General features: G+C 67.0%; 23 protein-coding genes. 10 read left to right on the forward strand and 13 right to left on the reverse strand.

The window, feature by feature from the left end:
* Window position 1 precedes the first annotated feature (1 nt).
* Together METRZ18153_RS0100680 and METRZ18153_RS0100685 are read left to right on the forward strand one after the other, a co-directional pair.
* Entirely contained in the window at window positions 2–970 is a 969-nt protein-coding gene (locus METRZ18153_RS0100680) for an aspartate carbamoyltransferase catalytic subunit (protein WP_019915910.1), read from the forward strand.
* Window positions 967–2,253: a dihydroorotase gene (locus tag METRZ18153_RS0100685; RefSeq protein ID WP_020162924.1), complete on the forward strand. Its 1,287-nt coding sequence runs from the start codon at window positions 967–969 to the stop codon at window positions 2,251–2,253. Before METRZ18153_RS0100680 ends, METRZ18153_RS0100685 begins: the two co-directional genes overlap by 4 nt.
* Here the strand turns inward: METRZ18153_RS0100685 and METRZ18153_RS0100690 are convergent.
* From METRZ18153_RS0100690 to queE, 3 genes are all read right to left on the reverse strand, one after another.
* Entirely contained in the window at window positions 2,198–4,252 is a 2,055-nt protein-coding gene (locus METRZ18153_RS0100690) for a transglycosylase domain-containing protein (protein ID WP_020162925.1), read from the reverse strand. The genes METRZ18153_RS0100685 and METRZ18153_RS0100690 overlap by 56 nt on opposite strands.
* Before the next feature lie 27 nt (window positions 4,253–4,279).
* Window positions 4,280–4,645, reverse strand: a complete 366-nt coding sequence (locus METRZ18153_RS0100695; protein WP_020162926.1) for a 6-pyruvoyl trahydropterin synthase family protein — start codon at window positions 4,643–4,645, stop codon at window positions 4,280–4,282.
* 75 nt (window positions 4,646–4,720) lie between these two features.
* Window positions 4,721–5,350 (reverse strand): 7-carboxy-7-deazaguanine synthase, encoded by a 630-nt coding sequence (gene queE / locus METRZ18153_RS0100700; RefSeq protein ID WP_020162927.1) that lies wholly within the window; start codon window positions 5,348–5,350, stop codon window positions 4,721–4,723.
* 63 nt (window positions 5,351–5,413) lie between these two features.
* On the opposite strand from queE, the gene METRZ18153_RS0100705 reads away from it, so the two are divergent.
* Window positions 5,414–6,424 (forward strand): serine/threonine protein kinase, encoded by a 1,011-nt coding sequence (locus METRZ18153_RS0100705; protein ID WP_020162928.1) that lies wholly within the window; start codon window positions 5,414–5,416, stop codon window positions 6,422–6,424.
* Between the two features lie 7 nt (window positions 6,425–6,431).
* Here METRZ18153_RS0100705 and mtgA read toward each other — a convergent pair whose 3' ends face one another.
* Genes mtgA through METRZ18153_RS0100720 form a run of 3 tightly spaced genes read right to left on the reverse strand, consistent with a single transcriptional unit; the run spans window position 6,432 to window position 8,868 of the window.
* A complete protein-coding gene (gene mtgA / locus METRZ18153_RS0100710) occupies window positions 6,432–7,124 on the reverse strand; it encodes a monofunctional biosynthetic peptidoglycan transglycosylase (protein ID WP_020162929.1) in 693 nt (230 codons plus the stop codon).
* Window positions 7,125–7,137: 13 nt separating this feature from the next.
* Window positions 7,138–7,986, reverse strand: a complete 849-nt coding sequence (gene aroE, locus METRZ18153_RS0100715) for a shikimate dehydrogenase (protein ID WP_020162930.1) — start codon at window positions 7,984–7,986, stop codon at window positions 7,138–7,140.
* Between the two features lie 6 nt (window positions 7,987–7,992).
* Window positions 7,993–8,868, reverse strand: a complete 876-nt coding sequence (locus METRZ18153_RS0100720; protein ID WP_020162931.1) for an energy transducer TonB — start codon at window positions 8,866–8,868, stop codon at window positions 7,993–7,995.
* A gap of 206 nt (window positions 8,869–9,074) precedes the next feature.
* Between METRZ18153_RS0100720 and METRZ18153_RS0100725 the strand changes: the two genes are divergently transcribed.
* Together METRZ18153_RS0100725 and METRZ18153_RS0100730 are read left to right on the forward strand one after the other, a co-directional pair.
* Entirely contained in the window at window positions 9,075–9,896 is an 822-nt protein-coding gene (locus METRZ18153_RS0100725; protein ID WP_020162932.1) for an undecaprenyl-diphosphate phosphatase, read from the forward strand.
* A complete protein-coding gene (locus tag METRZ18153_RS0100730) occupies window positions 9,896–10,474 on the forward strand; it encodes a YqiA/YcfP family alpha/beta fold hydrolase (protein ID WP_020162933.1) in 579 nt (192 codons plus the stop codon). The genes METRZ18153_RS0100725 and METRZ18153_RS0100730 overlap by 1 nt, the downstream gene beginning before the upstream one ends.
* A gap of 17 nt (window positions 10,475–10,491) precedes the next feature.
* Here the strand turns inward: METRZ18153_RS0100730 and METRZ18153_RS0100735 are convergent, their stop codons facing one another.
* Complete coding sequence (locus tag METRZ18153_RS0100735) at window positions 10,492–11,961, reverse strand: hypothetical protein (RefSeq protein ID WP_020162934.1); 1,470 nt, start codon at window positions 11,959–11,961, stop codon at window positions 10,492–10,494.
* A gap of 156 nt (window positions 11,962–12,117) precedes the next feature.
* On the opposite strand from METRZ18153_RS0100735, the gene METRZ18153_RS0100740 reads away from it, so the two are divergent.
* Together METRZ18153_RS0100740 and METRZ18153_RS0100745 are read left to right on the forward strand one after the other, a co-directional pair.
* Window positions 12,118–12,912 carry a thymidylate synthase gene (locus METRZ18153_RS0100740; protein WP_020162935.1) on the forward strand — a complete coding sequence of 265 codons (795 nt, stop codon included), beginning with the start codon at window positions 12,118–12,120 and terminating at the stop codon, window positions 12,910–12,912.
* Entirely contained in the window at window positions 12,909–13,412 is a 504-nt protein-coding gene (locus METRZ18153_RS0100745) for a dihydrofolate reductase (protein WP_020162936.1), read from the forward strand. The genes METRZ18153_RS0100740 and METRZ18153_RS0100745 overlap by 4 nt, the downstream gene beginning before the upstream one ends.
* Before the next feature lie 41 nt (window positions 13,413–13,453).
* On the opposite strand, the gene METRZ18153_RS0100750 is transcribed toward METRZ18153_RS0100745, so the two are convergent.
* The 6 genes from METRZ18153_RS0100750 to mtoX form a co-directional block, all read right to left on the reverse strand.
* Window positions 13,454–15,706 carry an arginine/lysine/ornithine decarboxylase gene (locus tag METRZ18153_RS0100750; protein WP_020162937.1) on the reverse strand — a complete coding sequence of 751 codons (2,253 nt, stop codon included), beginning with the start codon at window positions 15,704–15,706 and terminating at the stop codon, window positions 13,454–13,456.
* 160 nt (window positions 15,707–15,866) lie between these two features.
* Window positions 15,867–16,532 carry a PEP-CTERM sorting domain-containing protein gene (locus METRZ18153_RS0100755; protein ID WP_020162938.1) on the reverse strand — a complete coding sequence of 222 codons (666 nt, stop codon included), beginning with the start codon at window positions 16,530–16,532 and terminating at the stop codon, window positions 15,867–15,869.
* Between the two features lie 194 nt (window positions 16,533–16,726).
* Window positions 16,727–17,293 carry a dCTP deaminase gene (gene dcd / locus METRZ18153_RS0100760; RefSeq protein WP_019915891.1) on the reverse strand — a complete coding sequence of 189 codons (567 nt, stop codon included), beginning with the start codon at window positions 17,291–17,293 and terminating at the stop codon, window positions 16,727–16,729.
* 123 nt (window positions 17,294–17,416) lie between these two features.
* Window positions 17,417–18,643 (reverse strand): cytochrome-c peroxidase, encoded by a 1,227-nt coding sequence (locus METRZ18153_RS19870; protein ID WP_081629048.1) that lies wholly within the window; start codon window positions 18,641–18,643, stop codon window positions 17,417–17,419.
* Window positions 18,600–19,301 carry an SCO family protein gene (locus METRZ18153_RS0100770; RefSeq protein WP_081629049.1) on the reverse strand — a complete coding sequence of 234 codons (702 nt, stop codon included), beginning with the start codon at window positions 19,299–19,301 and terminating at the stop codon, window positions 18,600–18,602. The genes METRZ18153_RS19870 and METRZ18153_RS0100770 overlap by 44 nt, the downstream gene beginning before the upstream one ends.
* A 14-nt stretch (window positions 19,302–19,315) precedes the next feature.
* Window positions 19,316–20,647: a methanethiol oxidase gene (gene mtoX / locus METRZ18153_RS0100775; RefSeq protein ID WP_020162939.1), complete on the reverse strand. Its 1,332-nt coding sequence runs from the start codon at window positions 20,645–20,647 to the stop codon at window positions 19,316–19,318.
* A 355-nt stretch (window positions 20,648–21,002) separates the two neighbouring features.
* Here mtoX and METRZ18153_RS0100780 point away from each other — a divergent pair, with 355 nt between their 5' ends.
* The 3 genes from METRZ18153_RS0100780 to METRZ18153_RS0100790 all read left to right on the forward strand — a co-directional run bounded on the left by METRZ18153_RS0100780 (window position 21,003) and on the right by METRZ18153_RS0100790 (window position 23,905).
* Entirely contained in the window at window positions 21,003–22,310 is a 1,308-nt protein-coding gene (locus tag METRZ18153_RS0100780; protein ID WP_020162940.1) for a two-component system sensor histidine kinase NtrB, read from the forward strand.
* Window positions 22,276–22,998 carry a response regulator transcription factor gene (locus METRZ18153_RS0100785; RefSeq protein ID WP_029143466.1) on the forward strand — a complete coding sequence of 241 codons (723 nt, stop codon included), beginning with the start codon at window positions 22,276–22,278 and terminating at the stop codon, window positions 22,996–22,998. Before METRZ18153_RS0100780 ends, METRZ18153_RS0100785 begins: the two co-directional genes overlap by 35 nt.
* 301 nt (window positions 22,999–23,299) lie before the next feature.
* Entirely contained in the window at window positions 23,300–23,905 is a 606-nt protein-coding gene (locus METRZ18153_RS0100790) for a TetR/AcrR family transcriptional regulator (RefSeq protein ID WP_020162942.1), read from the forward strand.

The raw sequence follows: 23,905 nt of genomic DNA on the forward strand, positions 1-23,905 counted from the left end.
CATGGCGCGCAATCCGCAACTGAACAAGCACGGCGAACTGCAGCACCTGCTCACCACCGAGGGCCTGCCGCGCGACGTGATCACGCGCATCCTCGACACCGCCGAGCCCTTCGCCGGCGTCGCCGAACGCGAGGTGAAAAAGGTGCCGCTGCTGCGCGGCAAGAGCGTGTTCAACCTGTTTTTCGAAAACAGCACGCGCACCCGCACCACCTTCGAAATCGCTGCAAAGCGGCTGTCGGCCGACGTGATCAACCTGAATATCGCGACCAGCTCGACCAACAAGGGCGAAACCCTGCTCGACACCGTGGACAACCTGGCGGCGATGCAGGCCGACATGTTCGTCGTGCGCCACGCCTCCAGCGGCGCGCCCTATCTGATCGCGCAGCACCTCGAAGCGACCGGGCGCGACCACATCCACGTCGTCAACGCCGGCGACGGGCGCCACGCGCACCCGACGCAGGGCCTGCTCGACATGTACACCATCCGCCACTACAAGCGCGACTTCACGCAGCTGTCGGTGGCCATCGTCGGCGACATCCTGCATTCGCGCGTCGCGCGCAGCCAGATCCACGCGCTGACCACGCTGGGCGTGCCCGACCTGCGCGCCATCGCGCCGAAGACGCTGCTGCCGCACGACATCGAGCGGCTCGGCTGTCGCGTCTACAACGACATGCGCGAAGGCCTGCGCGGCGTCGATGTAGTGATGATGCTGCGCCTGCAGAACGAACGCATGCAGGGTTCGCTGCTGCCCAGCGCGCAGGAATATTTCAAGTTCTTCGGCCTGACCGAGGACAAGCTCGCAGTGGCCAAGCCGGATGCCATCGTGCTGCACCCGGGGCCGATGAACCGCGGCGTCGAGATCGACTCGGCGGTGGCCGACGGCCGCCAGGCGGTCATCCTGCCGCAGGTCACCTTCGGCATCGCGGTGCGCATGGCGGTAATGGCGATGCTGGCCGGAGGAAACGCATGAAGATCCACATCAAGGGCGGCCGGCTGATCGATCCGGCGCAGGATATCGACGCACCGACCGACGTCTTCATCGCCGCCGGCAAGGTGGTGGCGCTGGGCGCGGCGCCAGACGGCTTTCACGCCAACCGCGTCATCGACGCCAGCGGCCTGGTCGTCGCGCCGGGTCTGATCGACCTCTGCGCGCGACTGCGCGAGCCCGGCCTCGAATACCGCGCGACGCTGGAGTCGGAAGTCGCGGCCGCAGTCGCCGGTGGCGTCACCAGTCTGGCCTGCCCGCCGGACACCGATCCGGTGCTCGACGAGCCCGGCCTGGTCGAAATGCTGAAGCACCGCGCGCGCATGCTGAATCTCGCCCACGTCTATCCGCATGGTGCGCTGACCGCCGGCCTCAAGGGCGAGCGTCTGACCGAGATGGGCGAGCTGCACGATGCCGGCTGCATCGCCTTCTCGCAGGCCAACGTGCCGGTGGCCGACACCCAGGTGCTGTTCCGCGCGATGCAGTACGCGGCCACCTTCGGCTACACGGTGTGGCTGCAGCCGACCGACATGCATCTGGCGGCCGGCGGTGTTGCGCACGAAGGCGAAGTGGCGGCGCGGCTGGGTCTGACCGGCATTCCGGTGCTGGCGGAAACGCTGGCCATCGGCCAGATGCTGCAGCTGGCGCGCGCCACCGGATGCAAGCTGCATCTGGCGCGCATTTCCAGTCGTGCCGGGCTGATGCTGATCGACCAGGCACGACTCGACGGCATGCAGGTGAGCTGCGACGTGGCCATCCACGCGCTGCACCTGTGCGATGTCGACATCGGTTATTTCGATCCGCAGTGCCGCACGGTGCCGCCGCTGCGTGCGCAGTTCGACCGCGAGGCACTGCGCGCAGCGCTGGCCGACGGCCGTATCGACGCGCTGTGTTCGGACCACACGCCGGTCGACGACGACGCCAAGCAGGTGCCCTTCGCCGAAGCCGAGCCGGGCACCACCGGCCTCGAACTGCTGCTGCCGCTGACGCTGGCCTGGGCGCGCGAAATGCGGCTGCCGCTCAAGGTTGCGCTGGCGCGCATCACGGCCGACGCCGCACGCGTGCTCGGTCTGAACGCCGGCCACCTGCGGGTCGGCGGTGCGGCCGACGTGTGCATCTTCGATCCGGAGGCGCCGGTGCGCATCAGTCGCGAATCGTTGCGCAGCCAGGGCAAGAACACGCCCTATCTGGGCCGCGAGCTGCCGGGCCGTGTCAGCGCGACGCTGGTGTCGGGCCAGGTGGTGTACGAGGCGCCGGCCCGCCATTGAAGGTTTCGGGTGCGGCGTCGAGCCGTACCTCGAATTCGATCGACTGCAGCTGCAGGCCGTGCGCGTCTTCCAGCGCCAGCCGGTGACGGCCGGGGCGCGGGCTCCACAGCGCGCGCCCCTCGATCGCCGGCAGGCGCTCGTCGTTGATCACCCACTGCAGGCCCGGCCAGCCGGGTCGAGCCTCCAGCAGCATGGCCTGGCGGCCGGCCGGCAGGCTGGCGCTGACCAGTTTGACGCCCGTCGTCGGCTGCACGATGCGCGGCCGGCCGAACAGGTCGCGCACGGTCGCGTCGGCGAAGGCCTGCTGCGTGCCGGGCAGGAAATACTCTTCCCGTTCGGCTTCGATTTCCGGTTCGAAACGCAGGCGCACGCCTTCGAGTCCGGGCGGCGGCGGGGCCGCTTCGGCCGGAATCGGGTCGATGGCCGCGGCGACCGACAGCCAGGTGGCCGCCACCGGTCGCGCCGCGCGCAGCGCGATCGTGTAGCGGCGCGTCCAGCCGACCGACCAGTGCGTCGCGCGGTCGCTCGAGCGCCCGTGCATCACCGCGTGCCAGTCGTGCGCGTCCGGCGTCGTGCGTGTGGACAGCAGGTCGCCGACCAGCCACGCCACCGGCGACGCCCACAGTCGCTTGCCGCTGCGATCCACGCCGCGCCATTGCGCCGCCTCCAGCGCCCACGGCGTCCAGATGCCGTCGTTGGCCAGCGTGCGAAAGGCGTTGGCCATCTCGGGCAGGCTGGCACGGCTGCCGTTGGTTGCCGAAGCGTCGATGCCGTGCGCACGCAGCGTGGCGGTCAGCGCGTCGTCGCCGATCAGCGCGCGCACGCGCAGCGCCGGAATCTCGGCCGCCTGCGTCAGCGCCGCCCGCGTGCTGAGCGGCTGGCCGCTGCCCTGCAGGCCGGGCGGCAGCGCCCGGGTGACGAAGTTCGGGCTGTCGTCGAACACCGACGCGGCGCTGATCCAGCGTTGATCGAGGGCCAGTCCGTAGGCAAACGCGTGCAGCGTGCTGCCGGCCGGGAGGCGGCGCACCGCAGCGTCGGTGTCGTCCGGACCGCCGGCCCATACCAGCGCTTCGCCGCTCGCGTTGTCGAGTACCACGACGGCGACGTCGGCGCGCTCGCGGCCGAGCGCGTCCAGCGTGCGCCGCTGCAGCCGTGCGTCGAGCGTGGTGGCGCGCTGCTCGCCCGGCTCGCGCAGCAGGCGGCGGGCCAGCGGCTGTGCTTCGGTCCAGCGCGGTTCCAGCCGGTAGCGCTGGGTGAGAACCTGATTGGCGAGGGTACGCAGTTCGGCGCAGGCGGGCGCCGGTTTCAGCTTCAGCGCCACCGCGCAGGCACGCTGCGCAACCCGCTCGGCCGGTGCGTTCGGGCCGCGCAGCAGCGCCGCCAGCAGCAGCGCCTCGCGCGCATCGACCGCGTCCGGATCCTTACCGAACAGGCCGCGGGTGGCGGCCGAAATGCCGCGCAGTTCGCCGCGGAAGGGGGCGAGGTTGAAATACGCTTCGAGGATCTGCGCCTTGTTCCAGCGGCGCTCGATTTCGCGCGCGGCGGCGGCCTGGTCCCATTTCTGGCCGACGCTGCGGCGCGTGCCCTGCAGGCGCAGCGCCGGATCGATCAGGCCGGCCAGCTGCATCGTCAGCGTCGATGCGCCGCGCGGACGGCGCCCTTCCAGCGTGCGCCACAGATTGTCCCAGGTGGCGCCGGCGAGCGCCGTCCAGTCGACGCCCGAATGTTCGAGAAAGCGCTTGTCCTCGGCCACCAGCAGCGCGCGCACCAGCGGTGGCGACAGCGTGCGCGCGCCGACCCAGTCGAGCCGGCGCTCGTCGAAATCGACGCGCACCTCGGCGAGCGGCTGGCCGTAGCGGTCGAGCAGACGCGCTTCCGACGAGCGCCAGCTGTCGCGCACGGTGTCGAACGAGGGGGCCTGAGCCTGGGCTGCGGGGGTGCCGAGCAGTACGAGACAGGCCAGCGCAGTGCGTGCGCGCTTGCCCGTGCCCGCGTTCATCGGCCGACGATGCACGCGCGCGTCAGCTCAACACGCACTCAGCGTGCATTTGTCGCCCGAGGCCTGGCGCTCGACCGTCACGCGCGCCAGCTGAGGCAGCTGCGGGGCGAGCTGCCGCCACAGGTAGTGGCAGAGGTTCTCCAGCGTGGCTGGGCCGATGCCCTCGACCTCGTCGAGGAAGCGGTGGTCCAGTTTCTCCCGGACTTCGGCCAGTGCGGCGCGGAACACCGCCAGATCGAGCAGCATGCCGCTGGCCGGGTCCGGCTCGCCGCGCAGCGTCACCTCGGCGTGATAGGTATGGCCGTGGATGCGCAGGCTGGATTCGGTTTCCACCTTGCGGCGCAGGGTGTGGGCGGCTTCGAAGAAGAAGCGCTGGCTCAGTTCAACAACCATCTCGATACGTCCATCGATACTTCAAAAAGGGGCGGCCACGTCATGCAGTGCGCGCCGCCCCGGAATCTGCGACGGTCAGCGTATGCCGACCGCCTTGTGCGTCTGGAAGCTGAGCCGCCAGCGCGGGTGCTGCATGCACCATTCGATCGCCCAGCGGGCGTTGTCGGCCGCCGCGGCATTGTCCATCGGCTGCACCAGAAAGTGCTCGAAATCCCAGCTTTCCATCGCGGCGAGATCGAGGCCGTCCTGCGGCACGACCACTTTCAGTTCCTGACCGCGGCGCTGCACCACCGCGTTACCGGCCTTCGGGCTCACGCAGATCCAGTCCAGTCCGGCCGGTGCGGTCAGCGTGCCATTGGTTTCGACCGCGATCTCGAATCCGCGTGCGTGCAGTGCGTCGATCAGCGCGGCATCGACCTGCAGCAGCGGTTCGCCACCGGTCAGCACGACGAAGCGGGCGCCGCCGGCGCCGGTCCAGCTCGCGGCGATGGCATCGGCCAGGGCGTCGGCTTCGTAGCGGCCGCCCAGCGTGCCGTCGGTGCCGACGAAGTCGGTGTCGCAGAAGCGGCACTGCGCGGTCGCGCGATCCTGTTCGCGACCGCTCCACAGGTTGCAGCCGGCGAAGCGGCAGAACACGGCGGCGCGACCGGCGTTCAGCCCCTCGCCCTGCAGCGTGTAGAAGATTTCCTTGACCTGATAAGCCACGACAGATGCCAGAAGCGGCGAAAAACACGCTAGGGTATCGCGTTTGAAGGATTTTTCCACCTGATGAGCGACCTCACCACCCAGCAGCCCTACGCCGATCTGAACCCGGACACCGTGCTCGATGCACTCGAAGCGGCCGGTTTCGTGGTCGATGGCCGCCTGCTGGCGCTGAACAGTTTCGAGAACCGCGTCTATCAGGTCGGCGTGGACGACGGTCCGCCGGTGATCGCCAAGTTCTACCGGCCGGCGCGCTGGAGCGACGAAGCGATCGCCGAGGAACACGCTTTCTGCCGCGAACTGGCCGAGCATGAAATCCCGGTGGTTGCGCCGCTGGAACTGCCGGGCGGCGGCACGCTGGCCCGGCATGCCGGCTACCGGTTCGCGGTGTTTCCGCGCCGCGGCGGCCGGGCGCCGGAGCTGGACCGCAGCGACACGCTGGAATGGATAGGCCGCTTCATGGGCCGCATCCACGCGCTCGGTGCGGTGAAGCCATATCTGCACCGGCCCACGCTGGACATTGCCAGTTTCGGCGACGAGCCGGCCGCCTATGTGCTCGATGGCGGATTCGTACCCCCCGAACTGGAGAAGGTGTATCGCGGCGTGGTCGCGCAGGCGCTTGACGGTGTGCGCGCCGCGTTCGAACGCGCCGGCGAGGTGACGCGCATCCGCACGCACGGCGACTGCCACGTCGGCAACATGCTGTGGGTCGATGGCCAGGGGCCGCACTTCGTCGATTTCGACGACAGCCGGATGGCGCCGGCCATCCAGGATCTGTGGATGCTGCTGTCGGGCGACCGCGCCGACCGCGCGCGCCAGCTGGGCGACGTGCTGGCCGGCTACGAGGAATTCTGCGACTTCGATCTGCGCGAACTGCATCTGATCGAAGCGCTGCGCACGCTGCGGCTGATCCACCACAGCGGCTGGATCGCCCGCCGCTGGCAGGACCCGGCCTTCCCGGCGGCCTTCCCGTGGTTCGATACGCCGCGCTACTGGGAGGCGCGCATCCTCGAACTGCGCGAACAGATCGCGGTGATGGACGAAGCGCCGCTGTGGCTGGCGCCGGGCATGCGCTGAGCGGGCCTCAAGGCACCTGCGAATAATGCATGCGCCCGGCGATGCGCGCCGCGTGCGCGGCCAGCCGCGGGCCGAAGGTCTTTTCGTACTTGCGCGGGTTGGGCAGCATGACGGCCAGCCGCGCCGCCTGCTCGGGGCCCAGCTTCGCTGCCGGAATGCGGTAGTAGCGCTGCGCTGCCGCTTCGGCGCCAAACACGCCGTCGCCCCACTCGACCACGTTCAGATAGATTTCCAGGATGCGCCGCTTGTCCATCACCGCCTCCATCATGAAGGTGATGGCGGCTTCCTGCGCCTTGCGCACATAGCTGCGGCTGGGGCTGAGGAAGAGGTTCTTCGCCAGCTGCTGGCTGATGGTCGAGCCGCCGGCCACCGCGCGGCCCTTCTTGCGGTTCTTTTCCATCGCCTTCTGGATGCCTTCCCAGTCGAAGCCCTCGTGATCGACGAAGCCGTCGTCCTCGGCGGCGATGACGGCGCGCTTCAGATGCACCGAGATGCGCTCGTACGGCACCCACTGGTGGCGCAGCTGCGCGTCCGGCTTGCGCTCGCGCATTTCATCGAGGCGCAGCGACATGAAGCGGGTCTGCGACGGATTGAACTGTGTCCACCAAAGCAGGTGGCCGAACACCCACAGCTGGTAGGCGAGCACCAGCAGTACCGCACCGGCGAGCAGCCACTTCAGCGTACGCAGCACACGACGCATCGGACGCTCCGTCTCAGGCCAGCGGCGGCAGCGCGGCGCGCAGCGTCGCGCGCACGGCGGCGGTGTCCGGACGCACGCCGCGCCACAGCGCGAAGGCCTCGGCCGCCTGTTCGACCAGCATGCCCAGACCGTCGGCCAGCCGTGCCGCGCCCTGCTCGCGCGCCTGTTTCAGATATGCGGTGAGGCCACGGCCATACACCATGTCGTAAGCCAGGCTGCCAGGCGCGTACAGGCCGGAGGGCAGCGGCGGCGCTTCGTCGCTGAGGCTGGCGCTGGTGGCGTTGATCACCACGTCGTAGGGCGCGTCCTTCGTAGCGTCTGCCCAGCTACCCGCGTTAAGTGTGTTAGGAATGCCATACATCAGTTGGTCGGCAAAGTCTTCGATGAGCTTCTCGGCGCGTCCGACAGTTCGATTTGCAATGAACAATCTGGCCACGCCCGCCTGCAGAAGCGGAGCAACAACGCCCCGCACAGCTCCACCAGCGCCCAACAGAAGTACTCGCGTCCCTGCCAATTCGCAGCCTAGGTGTTCGAGGTCTCGGACCAGCCCGATCCCGTCTGTGTTTTCTCCCTTGATTTCTCCATCCTCGAAACTCAAGGTGTTTACTGCTTGGGCAAGTCTGGCACGCTCGGTGAGCCGATTTGCCATTCGGAAGGCCTCTTCCTTGAACGGCACCGTAACGTTCATGCCGCGCCCGCCGCTCGCCCGGAACGCGGCAACCGCGGCGGCGAAGCCGTCGAGCGGCGCCAGCAGCGCCTCGTAGCTCAGGTCCTGCGCGGTCTGCGCGGCAAAGGCGGCGTGGATGGCCGGCGACTTGCTGTGTGCGATCGGGTTGCCGATGACGGCGTAGCGGTCGGTCATGGGGTATCAGCGTGATTCGAGCTGGTCGCCCTGGGTGAAGGTCCAGGTGCGGGTGATGGACAGGATTTCGTATTCGCGCCGGATGTCCGGCGGGAAGGCGGCGTAGGGGGCGGCCATGCGCACGATGCGGATGGCGGCGTCGTCGAGCACCTTCTGGCCGGACGAGCGGTTCAGGTCGATCTTCTCGATCTCGCCGTCGGCACGGATTTCGACTGTCAGCGTCAGGTTGCCATAGAGCTTGCCGCGTGCCGCCGGCGGGTAGTTCAGGTTGCCGATGCGTTCGACCTTTTGTCGCCAGTCCTCGATGTACTGCGCGAAACGGTACTCCTGCGTCCGCGCGCCGACGAATTTCTTGCGCGGCCGCTTGTTGTAGTCGTCGACGTCGCGTGCGATCTCCGCCTCCATCCGCGCCATCGCCATCGCCCGCGCGGCGAGGTCGGCGCCGCTCAGGGCCTGCAGCGGCTGTGGCGACGGGTCGGGCTGCTCCAGCCGTCGTTCTTCAGGACGTAGCTCGGTCTTCGCCTGCAGTTCGGCCAGCAGTTTCTGCTGCTGCGCTTCCATCTCCTGCACGCGGCGCTGCGTCTCGACCAGCTGGTCGCCGGCCTTGTCGCGCCGGCTGGCCGGCAGCGGTGTCTTCGCACGGCGGTTCTGGTCGGTGTTGCCGCCGCCGTCGAGGTTGGCCTGCGCCAGCGCCTGCGGATCGACCGGTTTCTGCTTGCTGCGCGCATTGACCAGCACCACTTCGAGCGGCTGGTCCTTCGCCTTCTGCTTCGGTTTCAGGTCGGGCGCGAAGTTGATCGCCAGCACGAAGGCGTGGATCAGGATGGACAGCGCGACACCGAGGGCCAGCGGCGGAACGCCGGCCGGTGCCGCCGACACCACGGCGCTGGCGCCCGATGGTGCGGAAGCAGCGGCAGCATGGGTGCGGGAACGGACGGCAGCGCTTTTTTTCGACATGGCGCGGGATTTTACAGGTGGGCGGTGAAATACCGCCGCCCGCGCGCGAATCTGCGCCGAAGGCAGGTCAGAGCCGTCATCGACGTCGCCTATACTCGGGCGCCTGACCTGTTTCGCTGCACTGCAACTTCATGGATCTGCTGCTGATCAAGGCCGTCATCCTCGGCATTCTCGAAGGGCTCACCGAATTTCTGCCGATTTCGAGCACCGGCCACCTCATCATCGCCGGCAGCCTGCTCGGCTACACCGACGAAACCAGCCGGGTGTTCAAGATCGTCATCCAGCTCGCCGCCATCCTGGCCATCTGCTGGGAGTACCGGCGCAAGCTGATCGACGTGACCGCCGGGCTGGGGCGCGAACCGGCCGCCAACCGCTTCGTGCTGCACGTGCTGGTCGCCTTCCTGCCGGCCGCCGTGCTGGGCTTCCTGTTCCACGGCATCATCAAGACCTATCTGTTCAACCCGCTCACCGTGGCCGGCGCACTGATCGTCGGCGGCGTCATCATCCTGGTGATCGAGCGGCGCAATCACACGCCGCGCTACCAAACGACCGATGACCTCGACTGGCGGGCTGCGCTGAAGGTGGGTTTCGCGCAGGCCATCGCGATGTTCCCCGGTGTGTCGCGCTCGGGGGCGACCATCATGGGCGGTCTGGTATTCGGCCTGTCGCGCCGCGCCGCCACCGAATTCAGCTTCTTCCTCGCCATCCCGACCATGATCGCGGCGACGGCTTACGACGTATACAAGAACTGGGCGCTGCTGCGCGTCGAGGACCTGCCGGTGTTCGCCGCCGGCTTCGTCGCCTCCTTCCTCGCCGCCTTCTTCAGCGTGCGCTGGCTGCTGCGCTACATTTCCAGCCACACCTTCGAACTGTTCGCCTGGTACCGCATCGTGTTCGGCCTGTTCGTACTGGCGAGCGCCTGGTTCGGCTGGGTGGACTGGGCCGATCACTGATGCAGAAGCTGCTCTACTTCCACGGCTTCCGTTCCGGACCGCAGTCGGTCAAGGCGCAGCAGTTGCGCGCCCATCTGGCCCGTCAGGGGCGGGCCGGCGATCTGTGGTGCGAACAGCTGCCGCCGGGGCCGCTGGACGCGATCGCGCTGATCGAAAGTGTTCTGCAGCCCGCGCTCGACGCGGGGACCGAGGTGGCGCTGGCCGGCTCGTCGCTGGGCGGCTTCTACGCGCTGCATCTGGCGGAGAAATACGGCCTGCGCGCCGCGCTGATCAATCCGGCCGTGGTGGCACCGCTGTCGCTTGGCGACTACGTCGGCGAGCACACGCATATGTATACGGGCGACAGCTTCCGTTTCGAACAGCGCCACGTCGATGAACTGCGCGCACTCGACGTTGCCGCGGTGACGCGGCCGGAGCGCTATCTGCTGCTGCTGGAAACCGGCGACGAGGTGCTGGACTGGTGGCAGGCGGTGCTCAAGCTGCGCGGCGCCAACATGATTGTTCATGCCGGCGGCGATCACAGCCTGCAGAGCTTTGCGATGGAACTGCCGCGCATCACCGACTTCCTGCTGCCCTAACCGGGCAGCGACGCGGGTCAGCGGAAGTCGCTGACGCGGAAGCGGGCGAGGTCGAAGTTGGTGCCGCGCTCGATCAGTTCGACCGGGTCGAGTCGCACATGGCGGCCGTTGATCGACGCGTGCAGCGGGTATTCGGCGGAATAGCCGGTGCCGTTAATGGCCAGGCGCACCACCGCGCCGCTGACCGGATCATCGAGCGCCACGGCTTCGCCACTCTGTCTTTCCGAGAACACTTCGAGCGGGCGGGCGGTCGTCGACAGCGTTTCGATGCCCACCGTGCCGCGCGCATCGCGCCCGCGCAGGTAACGGCGCACGACACCGACCAGCCAGTTGTCGCCGCCCGAGGGTTGCATGCCGACCAGCGAACCGACGCGCACCCATTCCGCACTGGCGGTGGGCGCGGTGGCACCGATGCCGCCGAGGCTGGCGTCCGACATTTCCCAGCGGTAGATCACCGCCTCGTCACGCGCGCCGCGCAGCACGTGATGCAGGTGCTTGATGCCATTGGCCACCGCCAGCGCGCCGCCGAGCGAATGCCGACGGTACTGGCGGGTCGGCGGGTCGAGCGCCCAGTTCATCGCCAGATGGCGCAGCAGCTTGGCCAGCTGGTCACGCTCCGGCATGTCGTCGAGACTGAGCGCGTCCGGCAGGTCGCCGCCTTCGACGCGACGGGCCAGCGCCAGCGCCGCGTCGGCGGCGGCGATGCCTGAGAAGAAGCGGATGCCATCGACCTGCTGCGGCGCACGCACCAGACGCAGCGGCGGCGCCGGCTGGTTGGCGTCCAGCCAATGCGTGCTGCCGCGTTCGATCGATGGCGACATCGAGTAACGCGCCGCGAAATAGCCGGTCAGCTGTTCGGCCAGACGGACGCTGTCCGGCACCAGACCTTCAGGCGCGGCGACGTGCAGCGCGATCAGTCGCAGGTATTCGCGTTCGACCGAGGTCGGCACCTCGTCGGCCGCATTGACCACCTCGCGTGCCTCGGCGCCAGAGGCCTGCGCCAGCAGATAGGCCTGGCCGGCCACCTGCCACAGGCCGGCGTCGACCGGACCGTTGTGATAGACGTCCCACTTGAAGCGCTGGCGGCAGGCGCGCACCGTGCGCGAAGCGAGCCGCGACAGGCCGCTCAGCACCGACGCGTGCGTCGGGTCGGAAATGTAGCGATCGAGCGCCACCTCGTAGGCGGACGACAGGATGGACCAGAAGTCGCGGCCGGTGCGCCACACCACGTCCTTGCCTTCCGGGTCGTCGGCGTAGATCTGGTCGAGTTTGCGCAGATGAGGCTGGGCGCTGGAATCAAACTGGTAAAGCAGATTGACGTGGTGCGCCAGATCGATATTGGTGGCGTCGCCGACCGATTCGACCCAGCCGGTCAGTTCATTGATGGCCAGATCCGGCTGGGCGGCGGCGATTTCGGCCAGCACGCGACGAAGCTCGGCCGGATTGCCGAGCACGCTTGCCGGGGATGAAGAGAACACGCCGAACATACCTGCCACCTCCGCCACTCAGGGCTGTACCTGACTGACACCTGTATGAATGTTTTGTGCCGCGCGGCGATCCGCTGCCGCCGCGTCGCGGGATGGTCGACCGTAGTGGTCTAGAATCCCGACCCTGTAGCGTAACGCGACTGCGCAAACTTTGCCATGCAGCAATATCTCGATCTCATGCGACACGTGCTGGAACACGGCACGGTCAAGACCGACCGCACCGGCACCGGCACCCGTTCGGTGTTCGGCTGGCAGATGCGGTTCGACCTCGCGCAGGGCTTTCCGGTACTGACCACCAAGAAACTGCACCTGCGATCCATCATCGTCGAACTGCTGTGGTTCCTGCGCGGCGACACCAATATCGCCTGGCTGAAGGAACACGGCGTCAGCATCTGGGACGAATGGGCCGACGAGAACGGCGACCTCGGCCCGGTCTACGGCGCCCAGTGGCGCAGCTGGCCGACGCCGGACGGCCGCCACATCGACCAGATCAGCGAACTGCTGGTCGGCCTGCGCAACAACCCCGATTCGCGCCGCCACATCGTCAGTGCCTGGAATCCGGCGGAAATCCCGTCGATGAAGCTGCCGCCCTGCCACGCACTGTTCCAGTTCTACGTTGCGGACGGGCGATTGTCCTGCCAGCTGTACCAGCGCAGCGCAGACATATTTCTCGGAGTGCCTTTCAATATCGCCAGTTACGCGCTGCTGACGATGATGGTGGCGCAGGTGTGCGGCCTCGAGCCGGGCGAATTCGTGCATACGCTGGGCGACGCCCACCTGTACTCGAACCATCTGGAACAGGCGCAACTGCAGCTGACACGGGCGCCGCGGCCGCTGCCGACGATGTGGATCAACCCGGAGGTGACCGACCTGTTCGCCTTCCGCCCGGAAGATTTCCGGCTCGACGGCTACGATCCGTGGCCGCACATTCCTGCAAAGGTGGCGGTATGAAGCTGTCGCTGATCGCCGCCCTGGCCGCCAACGGCATGATAGGTCGCGACAACGGCATGCCCTGGCATCTGCCGGAAGACCTGAAGCGCTTCCGCGCGCTGACCATGGGCCACCCCATCATCATGGGGCGCAAGACCTGGGATTCGCTGGGCCGGCCGCTGCCCGGGCGCACCAGCATCGTGGTGAGCCGGCAGGACGGGCTGGACATCGCCGGCGCGCGGGTGGTGCCGTCGCTGGACGCCGCAGTCGAACTGGCGGCGACGGTGGAGGGCGGCGACGAAGCTTTCGTGATCGGCGGCGCGCAGCTCTACGCGCTGGCGCTGCCGCGGGTCGATCGCCTGCTGCTGACCGAAATCGCCGACGCTTTCGACGGCGACACGCGTTTCCCCGACTACGACCGTAGCGCCTGGCAGGAAACGGCACGCGAAGAGGCGGTCAGCGCCGGCGGCCTGCGCTACGCCTTCGTCGACTACACGCGACGCGCGGCGCAGCCTCGCTAGGCGCGCGCGTCGGCGTTGCTTGCCGGCCCCGCCGGCCTGCTTCAGTCGCGTACGCAGTCGACCGCGTAATCCAGCGCTTCGCCTTCGCCGGTGCCGACCAGACCGTGGATGTCGGTCTCGAAGCCGGGAAAGGCGCGGTTGAATTCACGTGCGAAGCGCAGGTAGTTGACGATGGTGCGGTTGAAGCGCTCACCCGGAATCAGCAGCGGAATGCCCGGCGGATAGGGCGTCAGCAGCACGCTGGTGATGCGGCCTTCCAGCTCGTCGATGGCCACGCGGTCGATCTCGCGGTGCGCCATGCGCGCCCAGGCGTCGGCCGGCTTCATCGCCGGTTCCATCGGCGACAGATACATTTCGGTGGTCAGACGCGCGATGTCGTGCTTCTTGTACATCTCGTGGATACGCACGCACAGGTCGCGCAGGCCGACCCGCTCGTAGCGCGGGTGGGCGGCGACGAACTCGGGCATCACGCGCCACAGCGGCTGGTTGTTGTCGTAGTCGTCCTTGAACTGCTGCAGCTCGGTCACCATGGTGTTCCAGCGGCCCTTGGTGATGCCGATCGTGAACATGATGAAGAAGCTGTACAGGCCGGTCTTCTCGACGATGATGCCGTGTTCTGACAGGTAGCGCGTCAGGATGCCGGCCGGGATGCCCCAGTCCGCGAAGTCGCCATCGACGTCCAGGCCCGGGGTGATCACCGTGGCCTTGATCGGGTCCAGCATGTTGAAGCCGTCGGCCAGGTCGCCGAAGCCGTGCCAGCGCTCGCCGGCGCGCAGCGTCCAGTCCTCGCGCGTGCCCAGGCCCTCGTCGGCCAGATGGTCGGGGCCCCACACCTTGAACCACCAGTCGGCGCCGAATTCGGCGTCCACCTTGCGCATCGCGCGACGGAACTCGACTGCCTCGGCCAGTGATTCCTCGACCAGTGCGGTGCCGCCCGGCGGCTCCATCATCGCCGCCGCCACGTCGCACGAGGCGATGATGGCGTACTGCGGGCTGGTCGAGGTGTGCATCAGGTAGGCCTCGTTGAACACGTCGCGGTCGAGCGAACGGGTCTGCGAGTCCTGCACCAGGATCTGCGAAGCCTGCGACAGGCCGGCCAGCAGCTTGTGCGTCGACTGCGTCGAGAAAATCATCGACTCCTTGCAGCGCGGCCGGCCTTCGCCGATCGCGTGGTAGTCGCCGTAGAAGTCGTGGAAGGCCGCGTGCGGCAGCCAGGCTTCGTCGAAGTGCAGCGTGTCGATCTCGCCGTCCAGCACATCCTTGATCGCCTCGACGTTGTACAGCACGCCGTCGTAGGTCGATTGCGTGATGGTCAGGATGCGCGGCTTCTTGTTTACCGCCTCGCGCGCGAACGGATTGGCCTCGATCTTGGCGCGGATCACGTCCGGGCTGAACTCGGACTGCGGGATCGGACCGATGATGCCGTAGTGGTTGCGTGTCGGCGTCAGGAAGACCGGAATGGCGCCGGTCATGATGATCGAGTGCAGGATGGACTTGTGGCAGTTACGGTCCACGACGACGATGTCGCCTGGCGCCACGGTCGAGTGCCACACCATCTTGTTCGACGTCGACGTGCCGTTGGTGACGAAGTACAGGTGATCGGAATGGAAGATGCGCGCCGCGTTGCGCTCCGACGCCGCGACCGGGCCGGTGTGGTCGAGCAGCTGGCCCAGTTCCTCGACCGCGTTGCAGACGTCGGCGCGCAGCATGTTCTCGCCGAAGAACTGGTGGAACATGCGGCCGACCGGGCTTTTCAGGAAGGCCACGCCGCCGGAGTGGCCGGGGCAGTGCCACGAATAGGAGCCGTCCTGCGCGTAGTGGGTGAGCGCGCGGAAGAAGGGCGGCGGCAGCGAATCGAGGTAGGCACGCGCCTCGCGCACGATGTAGCGGGCGACGAACTCGGGCGTGTCCTCGAACATATGGATGAAGCCGTGCAGCTCGCGCAGGATGTCGTTCGGGATGTGGCGCGTGGTGCGCGTCTCGCCGTACAGGAAGATCGGGATGTCGGCGTTGCGGCGGCGGATTTCGGCGACGAAATCGCGCAGATTGGTCAGCACCGCCTCGATCTCGGCTTCACTGCCGCTGCCGAATTCCTCGTCGTCGATCGACAGGATGAAGGTCGAGGCCCGGCTCTGCTGCTGTGCGAACGAGGTCAGATCGCCGTAGCTGGTGACGCCCAGCACGCCCGGACCTTCCTTTTCGATCGCTTCGGCCAGTGCGCGTATGCCCAGACCGGAGGCGTTTTCCGAACGGAAATCCTCGTCGATGATGATGATCGGAAACTCGAAGCGCATGGCACCCAACCTTCAAAGTAAAAGAGGGCACCCGACTCGGCGCCCCCGGACTGCAGCAGGACTGCAGGCTTGAAGCGCGCGATGGTATCAGTTCGAGATGGCAAAACAATCGGGGCCGCACAAGGCGGCCCCGCAGGGTGAAACAGGGTGTAAGAGGCGGTCAGCCGATGCGGCGACGTGCGATCGCGCCGACCACTGCCAGACCGGCGACGATGAGCGCCCACGACTCGGGTTCCGGCACTGCCGCGACCGCGTAGCTGTCGAGGAATTCGACACGCACGCCGGTGGCGTTGCCCACCTTCTGCGCAAGGTTGGTAACGAAGAAGTCCAGCGTATTCACGCCGGACAGGAAGCCGGCAGTGGCCGAGAACGAGGTCCAGGAATCGAGGGCCGAACCGCTCGAAATCGTCGTGCCGTTCAGCTGGATGTAGCCGTTGTTATCGGCAGCCCAGCGACCGGTGATCCAGGCGGAAGTGATGTCCAGGCCGGTCAGGTCGAAGGAGATCGACCACTTGTACAGGCCCGGCTCGGTCGGGTCGTAGCTCTGACGGGCATTGATGGTCGGCGTCAGCCACTTCGAGTCGGCCGTGTTGTCGAGCCAGGCGTAGAACATCGAGTTCAGGCCGGTCTGGCGGGTGGTCACGCCGTGGCCGTCGGTACCGACTGCCGTCCCGCTGATCGCTTCGAAGCTGTAATGGGTGTCGATCTTGCCGGAGGCCAGGCCGGCGCCGGTGTTGTAGAGCCCGTCGATCTGGTTCGACTCGACCGCGGCTGCGCTGAAGGACGCCAGCGCGATGCCCGACGCCACGAGAATGCTCTTGAACATGTGAATCTCCGCCTGAAATCTGAAAGTGAGGCGGAGTGTAGGCAGCGGCGAGGTGCACGACCGTTCATAAAGTCACGCTTTCGCCGGGCCCTGGCGGACGCTCTTTGCTGCTATGCACACAAGCCCTTGAAAGCGCAGGACTTGACCGATTTTTGCAGACCGCGGGCGCGGTCGATCGAGACAATCCTTAACAGTCAGATCTTAGGCAACGTAACCCCGGTCTGGCCCTGGTACTTGCCGCCGCGGTCCTTGTACGAGGTTTCGCACGGCTCGTCCGACTCGAAGAACAGCATCTGGGCGACGCCCTCGTTGGCGTAGATGCGCGCCGGCAACGGCGTCGTGTTGGAGAACTCCAGCGTCACGTGGCCTTCCCATTCCGGTTCCAGCGGCGTCACGTTCACGATGATGCCGCAGCGCGCATAGGTGCTCTTGCCCAGACAGACGACCAGCACGTTGCGCGGAATGCGGAAGTACTCGACCGTGCGCGCCAGCGCGAACGAGTTCGGCGGGATGATGCAGGACTCGGCGTCCATCTCGACGAAGGAGTTCGGGTCGAAGGTTTTCGGGTCGACGATGGTCGAGTTGATATTGGTGAACACCTTAAATTCGGACGCGCAGCGCACGTCGTAGCCATAGCTCGACGTGCCGTAGGACACAATGCGCCGGCCGTCGATGTGGCGCACCTGACCCGGTTCGAAGGGGTCGATCATGTGGTGCTCCTGCGCCATGCGGCGTATCCAGCGGTCGGACTTGATGCTCATCTGCGTGCCCTCGATTGCGTGCGCGGCCCCGGAAGGCGCCGCAAAAGGACGCAATTGTTGCAAGTTCGGCGCCGAAAAGCACGCGCCGCCTGCCCCGCCGCACCGCGCGGGGCGGGGCCCGGCTCAGCGCCCGCGCGAAGTCGTCGTCGCCGGGCCGGAGTCGGTGACCGGGTTCAGCGTAGTCATGAAGGTCGATTGGCGCAGGCCTTCGTCGACCCAGCGCTGGTGCTCACCGGTCAGCGTCTTCAGGAAGGCGACCAGTGCGGTCTTCTCCTCGTCGTCCAGATGCAGCGGCACGATCAGCGTGCTCTGTTCCGACGCGCCACCGCCGCCACGGTCGTAGAAGTCCACCACCGCCTCGAGCGTCGATAGCGAGCCGTCGTGCATATAGGGCGCTGTCAGCGCCACGTTCCGCAGCATCGGTGTCTTATAGGCCCAGCGGTCGTCCGGGTCGAGCGTGATTTCGAAGCGGCCGACGTCGTTCGGTACCTTCTCGCCGATCGAATCGATGCGTTCGGCCGTCATCGTCGTCTGCAATCCGGGCACCAGCTGGATCTCGACCAGCGGCTGCGGCAAGCCGCGCAACCAGCCGACGCCGGTGTTGTGATAGCGGAAATCCGAGAACAGCGCGGACTTCTCGCCCATCGTGTGACAGGTGGTGCAGCGTCCCTTTCCAGCGAACACCTCCAGCCCCTGCCGCTCCTGCGCGGTCAGCGCCATTTGGTCGCCGCCGTAGCGGTAGCGATCGAAGCGGGAATTGGCCGATACCAGCGAGCGTTGATAGCCGGCCAGGGCCTGCCCTACCGTCTCGACCGTCGGCCCGCGGCCGTCGAAAGCGCGCTCGAACACGCCCTGGTAGTCGGGCAGCGCGCGCAATTTGTCCAGTACGTGGCCGATCGACGGGTTGCCCATTTCGTTGTGCGCAAGGAACGGCCCCCACACCTGGGCTTCCAGTTCGCCCTCGCGGCCGTCGTGGAACAGGCGCGGGTGATAGCCGACGTTGAGCACGGTCGGCGCGTTGCGTCTTACCGTGGCACCCTCGTTGCCGATCGCCATGCGCAGTTCGTTGGAAGTGAAGCCGTGATCGGGCACATGGCACATGCCGCACGACATCGTGCCGTTAAAGGACAGTCGGCGGTCGAAGAAGAGCTTGCGCCCCAGTTCGATGCGCGCTGCCGTGGGCGGGTTGTCCGGCGGGTGCGGCATGACGGGCAGGCCCAGCGGTGCGGCGGCAACCATCGGGTGAGGGCTCTGCGCCACCTCGCCGGCACAGCCGGTCAGCGCGAGCGTCAGCGCCAGCGCGCATTCAGGGCGCACGCGGCGTTTCGAGAAGAAGTGTTTCGATGTCATTGAACATGACCTCAGGCATCAGGAAGGCGGTGGTGTAGATCTCGCGTACACGGCCGTCGCGATCGATCAGGAAGAGCTTGAGCATGTGGTTGAGCACCCGCGTCGGCCGACCTTGGGTGTCCAGTTCGACCGACACGTCCTGACCGAGGTCGTCGAGCATGGGTTTCAAATCGGCGACCGAACGCGTGGTGAGGAAGTGCCAGCGCACCGGGCTCTTCGGATCGGCCAGCGCACCGGCGTACATGCGCATCGATGCTGCGTCGTCGTGCGACGGATCAAAGGACAGGCTGACCAGCCTGACCTGACGCGCCATGTCGGGCCGACGCAGCAGACGCTCGCGCAACTGCGTCAGCGTTGCGTAGGCAAGCGGGCAGCCCACCGGGTCTACGCAGTAGGTGTACATGAAGGACAGCAGCGTGATGCGCTCCCGCGTATAGCGGGCGAGCCCGTAGGTACGGCCGTCGATGTCCACCACCCGCCCGTTGGGCGAGCGCTGTATCGGCGGCAACCGGTAGCTGCCCGCGGCGGGCGCGACGAAATCCTGATGCGGCGTACTGGGCGCGAGTTCGGCGTTGGATGCGCCCTGCGAGCCATCGGCCAGCAGGGCGCCCAGCACGAGCGCCGTCGCCGCCGTCCGGACGCGGCGGAAGATCGGCATGTGTTCGCCTCGGCTCAGCGGTTCGCGGCGAGTTCGGCAACGCGCTCCTTCAGCCCGGCGGTGCTCGCCGGCTTCGCCGAGAACTTCATGTGATGCGCACGGCCCAGCTTGAGCGCATAGAAGTCGATCGAGAACTTCTCGCTCAGCGCCTTTCCGTCCCAGTGGAACAGCTTCAGGAACTGCTGGTCGTCACCGCCCTTCTTGTCCCAGTTGCCGAGCAGGCTGGTGGTGAAGTACACCCGCTTGCCGTCCCAGCTCTGGCTCACCATGTTTACCTGCGAACCGATCACCTTCTGGTAGACCTCCTTCGGCGCCTCCGGATTCGAGATGTCGAAGTAGCGCGCGGTGCCGTCGAGGAAGGTGTTTACCCACAGCCCCTTCGCATCGGCGGTGATCGAAATGTCGACCGGCAGCGGCACCTTGGACGGGTCACCGACCGTACCGACCTCCTTCGCCTGCCACTCGCCCTTCGCGTCCTGCTTGATCAGCACCAGTTTCGAAGTGAGCGCGGTGGCCGTATAGGCCCAGTTGTCGCCGCTCTTCAGCGACCAGCGGATCTCCAGCGGTGCGCCGGGCACGTTCATCACCTTCTGCGGCTTCATCGACTTCAGGTCCCACATGACCATGGTGTTGCCGAAGTGCTTCATCGCATCGGCATCCTTCACCATCTTGCCGAAGTCCATCATGTAGTTGTTCCAGCCGGTGAAGCTGGAAGTAAGCAGTGCGTTCTTCTGCGGATTGATGCCGATGTCGTAGCCGTAGCCGTCGGCCATCACATCGCCGTGCTTGCCGGTCGGCATGTCGTACTTTTCGACGAACTCGCCCTTGTTGTTGTAGATGACCAGCCCGGTGCGGCCGCCGTGATCCTTGTCGTTGGACAGGGCCTGCACCATCATCCGGCCGGGCAGCGCGTAGAAGGTATGCGGACCGACATAGCCGGTCCTCTGCGTGAAGTCGGAAATGGTGTGCACCAGCTTCGGCTTCGCCGGATCGCTGGCGATGTCGAACACGAAGATGCGGTTGTCGTCGAGCCGGCCTGCCCACAGGAATCGACGATCATCGGTGAAGCCGGTGTGGTGCGCCTCGCCGCGGCCGCCGACGGTGACCGAATGGACCACCTTGCCGTAGTCCTTCGATTTCGGATTCACGTCCACGGTGACCAGCTTGTCCGACTCGTCACCCATGCCCTTCACGCCCAGCGTCCACACGTGGACGAAATCCTCCTGCCCCTTGATCAGCTTCGTCGTGTAGGGCGAATTGCAGGTTTCGTCGGCCTGTACCGGCAGCGTGCCGCCGAACGAAGCAATCAGGGCAAATGCAAGGGCGGTGGCTTTCAGCTTGCTCATCAGGATTTCCTTCCTCTGGTTGTCGGTCGTGCCGGCCGCATCGGGTGCGGCCCGACACCGTCTCCGGGCTGCGCATGCAAACCGGTTGACGTACCGTTTGGTATGTTTATAGTCGTAACGCGGAGGCATTGCGCCGCCATTCTTGTCGCTGCAACGCAGCAGCCCGGAGCACTGGATCAGCCATCGTGAAGACTGCCGCTCATCGTTCCGACATGCCTTCTGGCTCGCCGGCCCGGGTCTGTACTCCGGAACGGCCTCAACGCTACCGCCGGCACGGCAGCGCCACCATCCGGACGAACTCCGGCGCAGCCGAGGGATTTCCCTTAGCCGGTGTCGAATGCAGGGTGCATCAGGCATGAATGCGCTGGCCGGCATCGGTCTGCTCGCCATGCTCGCGATGGCGAGCTCATCGATATGGGCGCTGCGCACGCACCGGCAGCGACTGGCGGAGGCGGCGCAGACAATACGCACGCTGCAATCGGAGCGCGATGCGCTGGTGACCGCGCACGGCGAGGCCGAGTCGCGCCTGACGTCGAGCGAGCAGCGGCTGCGTCTGCTGCTCGAATCCGAGCCGGAATGCGTGAAGCTGCATACCTGTGACGGCAGCGTGCTGGAAATGAACCCGGCCGGCCTCGCCATGATGGATGCGTGTTCGACCGATCAGGTGATCGGTCGCTCCATCTTCTCCTTCATCGCCGAAGAGCATCGCCAGCCCTACATCGAACTGACCGAGCGGGTGTTCCGCGGCGAGAGCGGGCGACTGGAATTCCGCCTGACCAGCCTGCAGGGGCGTCTGCGCTGGATGGAAACCAGTGCGGCACCGCTGCGCGACGAACATGGCGACATCATTGCGTTGCTCGGCGTCACCCGCGACATGACCGAAAGGCGCGCCGCCGAGGAACAGGATCGGCAGCACCTGTCTGCGCTCGCCCACGTGGTGCGCACCTGCACCATGGGCGAGATGGCGACCAATCTCGCGCACGAGCTGAACCAGCCGCTGGCGGCCATCGTCAATTACACGCGCGGGTCGCTGCGCCGCCTGCGCGCTCAGGCCGCCGCCGCACCGGAGGTGCTCGAATCGCTCGAACACGTGTGCACGCAGGCGGAGCGTGCCGCCGGCATCATCCGCAATCTGCGTACCTTCCTCGGCAAACGCGAACCGGCGCTCACCGCGCTCGACCTCAACGACATCGTGCAGGCCACCAGCGCGCTGATCGGCTCGGAAGCGCGCGCGCACGGCGTGAGCATCCTGTTCTCGCCGGCCGCCGACCTGCCGCCGGCGCGCGGATCGCGCATCGAGGTGGAGCAGGTGCTGCTGAACCTGATGCGCAACGCGATCGAGGCGATGACGACCGCCGCATCCCCTTGCCGCGAGATCCGCGTATCCACCGGGCACGGACACGACGGCTACGCCTTCGTGGACATCGCCGACTCCGGGCCCGGCATCGACGGCGCCGACCCGTCGCGCATCTTCCAGCCCTTCTTCACCAGCAAGGACGAAGGCATGGGCATGGGTCTGCCGATCAGCCGCTCCATCATCGAAGCACACGGCGGACAACTCTGGCTCGCAAAGAACGACAACGACGGCGCGACCTTCCGGTTCACGCTGCAAACGGGGGAGACACTGCATGGACGGAACGGAACCGACGGTCTACGTGGTTGACGACGACGACGCGGTGTCGTCGTCGCTGTCCTGGTTGCTGGAGTCCATCGGGCTCCGCGTCCGGACCTACCGCAACGCGCTCGACTTCATCGCCGCGATGGACGCCGATCCGTGGGGCTGTCTGGTGCTCGATGTACGCATGCCGGGCATGAGTGGCCTTGAGCTGCAGCAGCGGCTGCGCGATCGCGATGTAGGACTGCCGGTCATCTTCATCACCGGTCACGGTGGCGTGGCCAACGCGGTGAAGGCGATCAAGGCCGGCGCTTTCGACTTCCTGGAGAAGCCCTTCGACGACCAGACCCTGCTCGACCGCGTACAGCAGGCGATCGGGCTCAACAGTGAAACGCGCCGTTGCCGCAGCGCTCGCGCAGCGCTGCTCGACCGCTACGCCAGCCTGACGCCACGCGAGCGCGAGGTGATGGATCTGGTGGTCGAGGGCCGGCCGAACAAGGTGATCGCGCAGGTGCTCGGCCTGTCGAGCAAGACGGTGGAGGCGCACCGCGCGCACGTGATGGAAAAGATGGCTGCGCGCTCGCTGACCGAACTGGTGAAGCAGTCGCTGTGCATCCAGTCGCCGGACTCCGGCTGGATCGGCACCGGCACGAGCATGCCGCACGGCCGCGCGGGAAACCCCTTGGCGGAACAGGGAATCGACCGGATTTCCGCCTCCCGTGCCGCTCGGCCATAGTGGCGACATCCCGCGACCGAGCGCCCGGCCCTCCGCGCCGGTCGCGGGCACAAGAGTCGCGGCTCCGGTGCGTGCGTGCCCGCACCTGCCGGTCGACCGCACCGCATCGCGCACCGCGCAGCCCCCGCGTGGTGTCGCATCTCGACCGGGAAGAAGGGGAAACTTCCGCGGCGCGTGCGCCATATCGCCTCCGATGGCGCACGCCCCTGTTTTCACCGCGGCATCTGTCGTGCGACCGACCCCGCCACGCAGTCGCGCCTCGTGCTAGAAAGCGGTTGTCCACTCCGTCCGCGCCGCCAGCATGAGCCGCCCTTCCCGCAAGAACGAACTGCTCGACACTGCTCGCGACCTTGTCATGCGCAAGGGCTTCTCGGCGACGTCGGTGGATGAGATCTGCACGCTGTCGCAGATGACGAAGGGCGCCTTCTTCCATCACTTCAGCGACAAGGAAGGGTTCGGCCTGGCCCTGCTCGACCATTTCGAACAGGAGGGCCGGCTGCGCATGCAGGCTCATCTGCCGCTGCGCAAGCGCAGCGCACGCAGCCAGTTGCACGCCTACCTCGACCTGCTCGGCGACATGTACGGCGAAGACGCGCGCTTTCGCGAAGGCTGCCTGTTCGCCATCCTCGCCTACGAGTCGTCCGATCCGTCCTCTCCGCTGCGGCGGGCCTGCGCCGCCGCGCTGGAGCGCTGGATGGAGGGCGCCCGCGCACAGTTCGCGCAGATCATCGCGCTGCTGGACGCGCCACCTCCGGTGCGTGCCGAAGATCTGGCCGAGCACCTGCTCGTGGTGATCGAGGGCGCGCTGGTCATGGGCCGCGTCCGCGACCCCGCCGTCGCGATCGCGCGGGCGCTGGCGCAGTTCCGGTCTTACGCCGAAGCCGCGCTCGGGGTCGCCGGGCGCTGA

Origin of the sequence: Methyloversatilis discipulorum, from assembly GCF_000385375.1 — a bacterium.
GTDB classification, from domain to species: Bacteria; Pseudomonadota; Gammaproteobacteria; order Burkholderiales; family Rhodocyclaceae; genus Methyloversatilis; species Methyloversatilis discipulorum_A.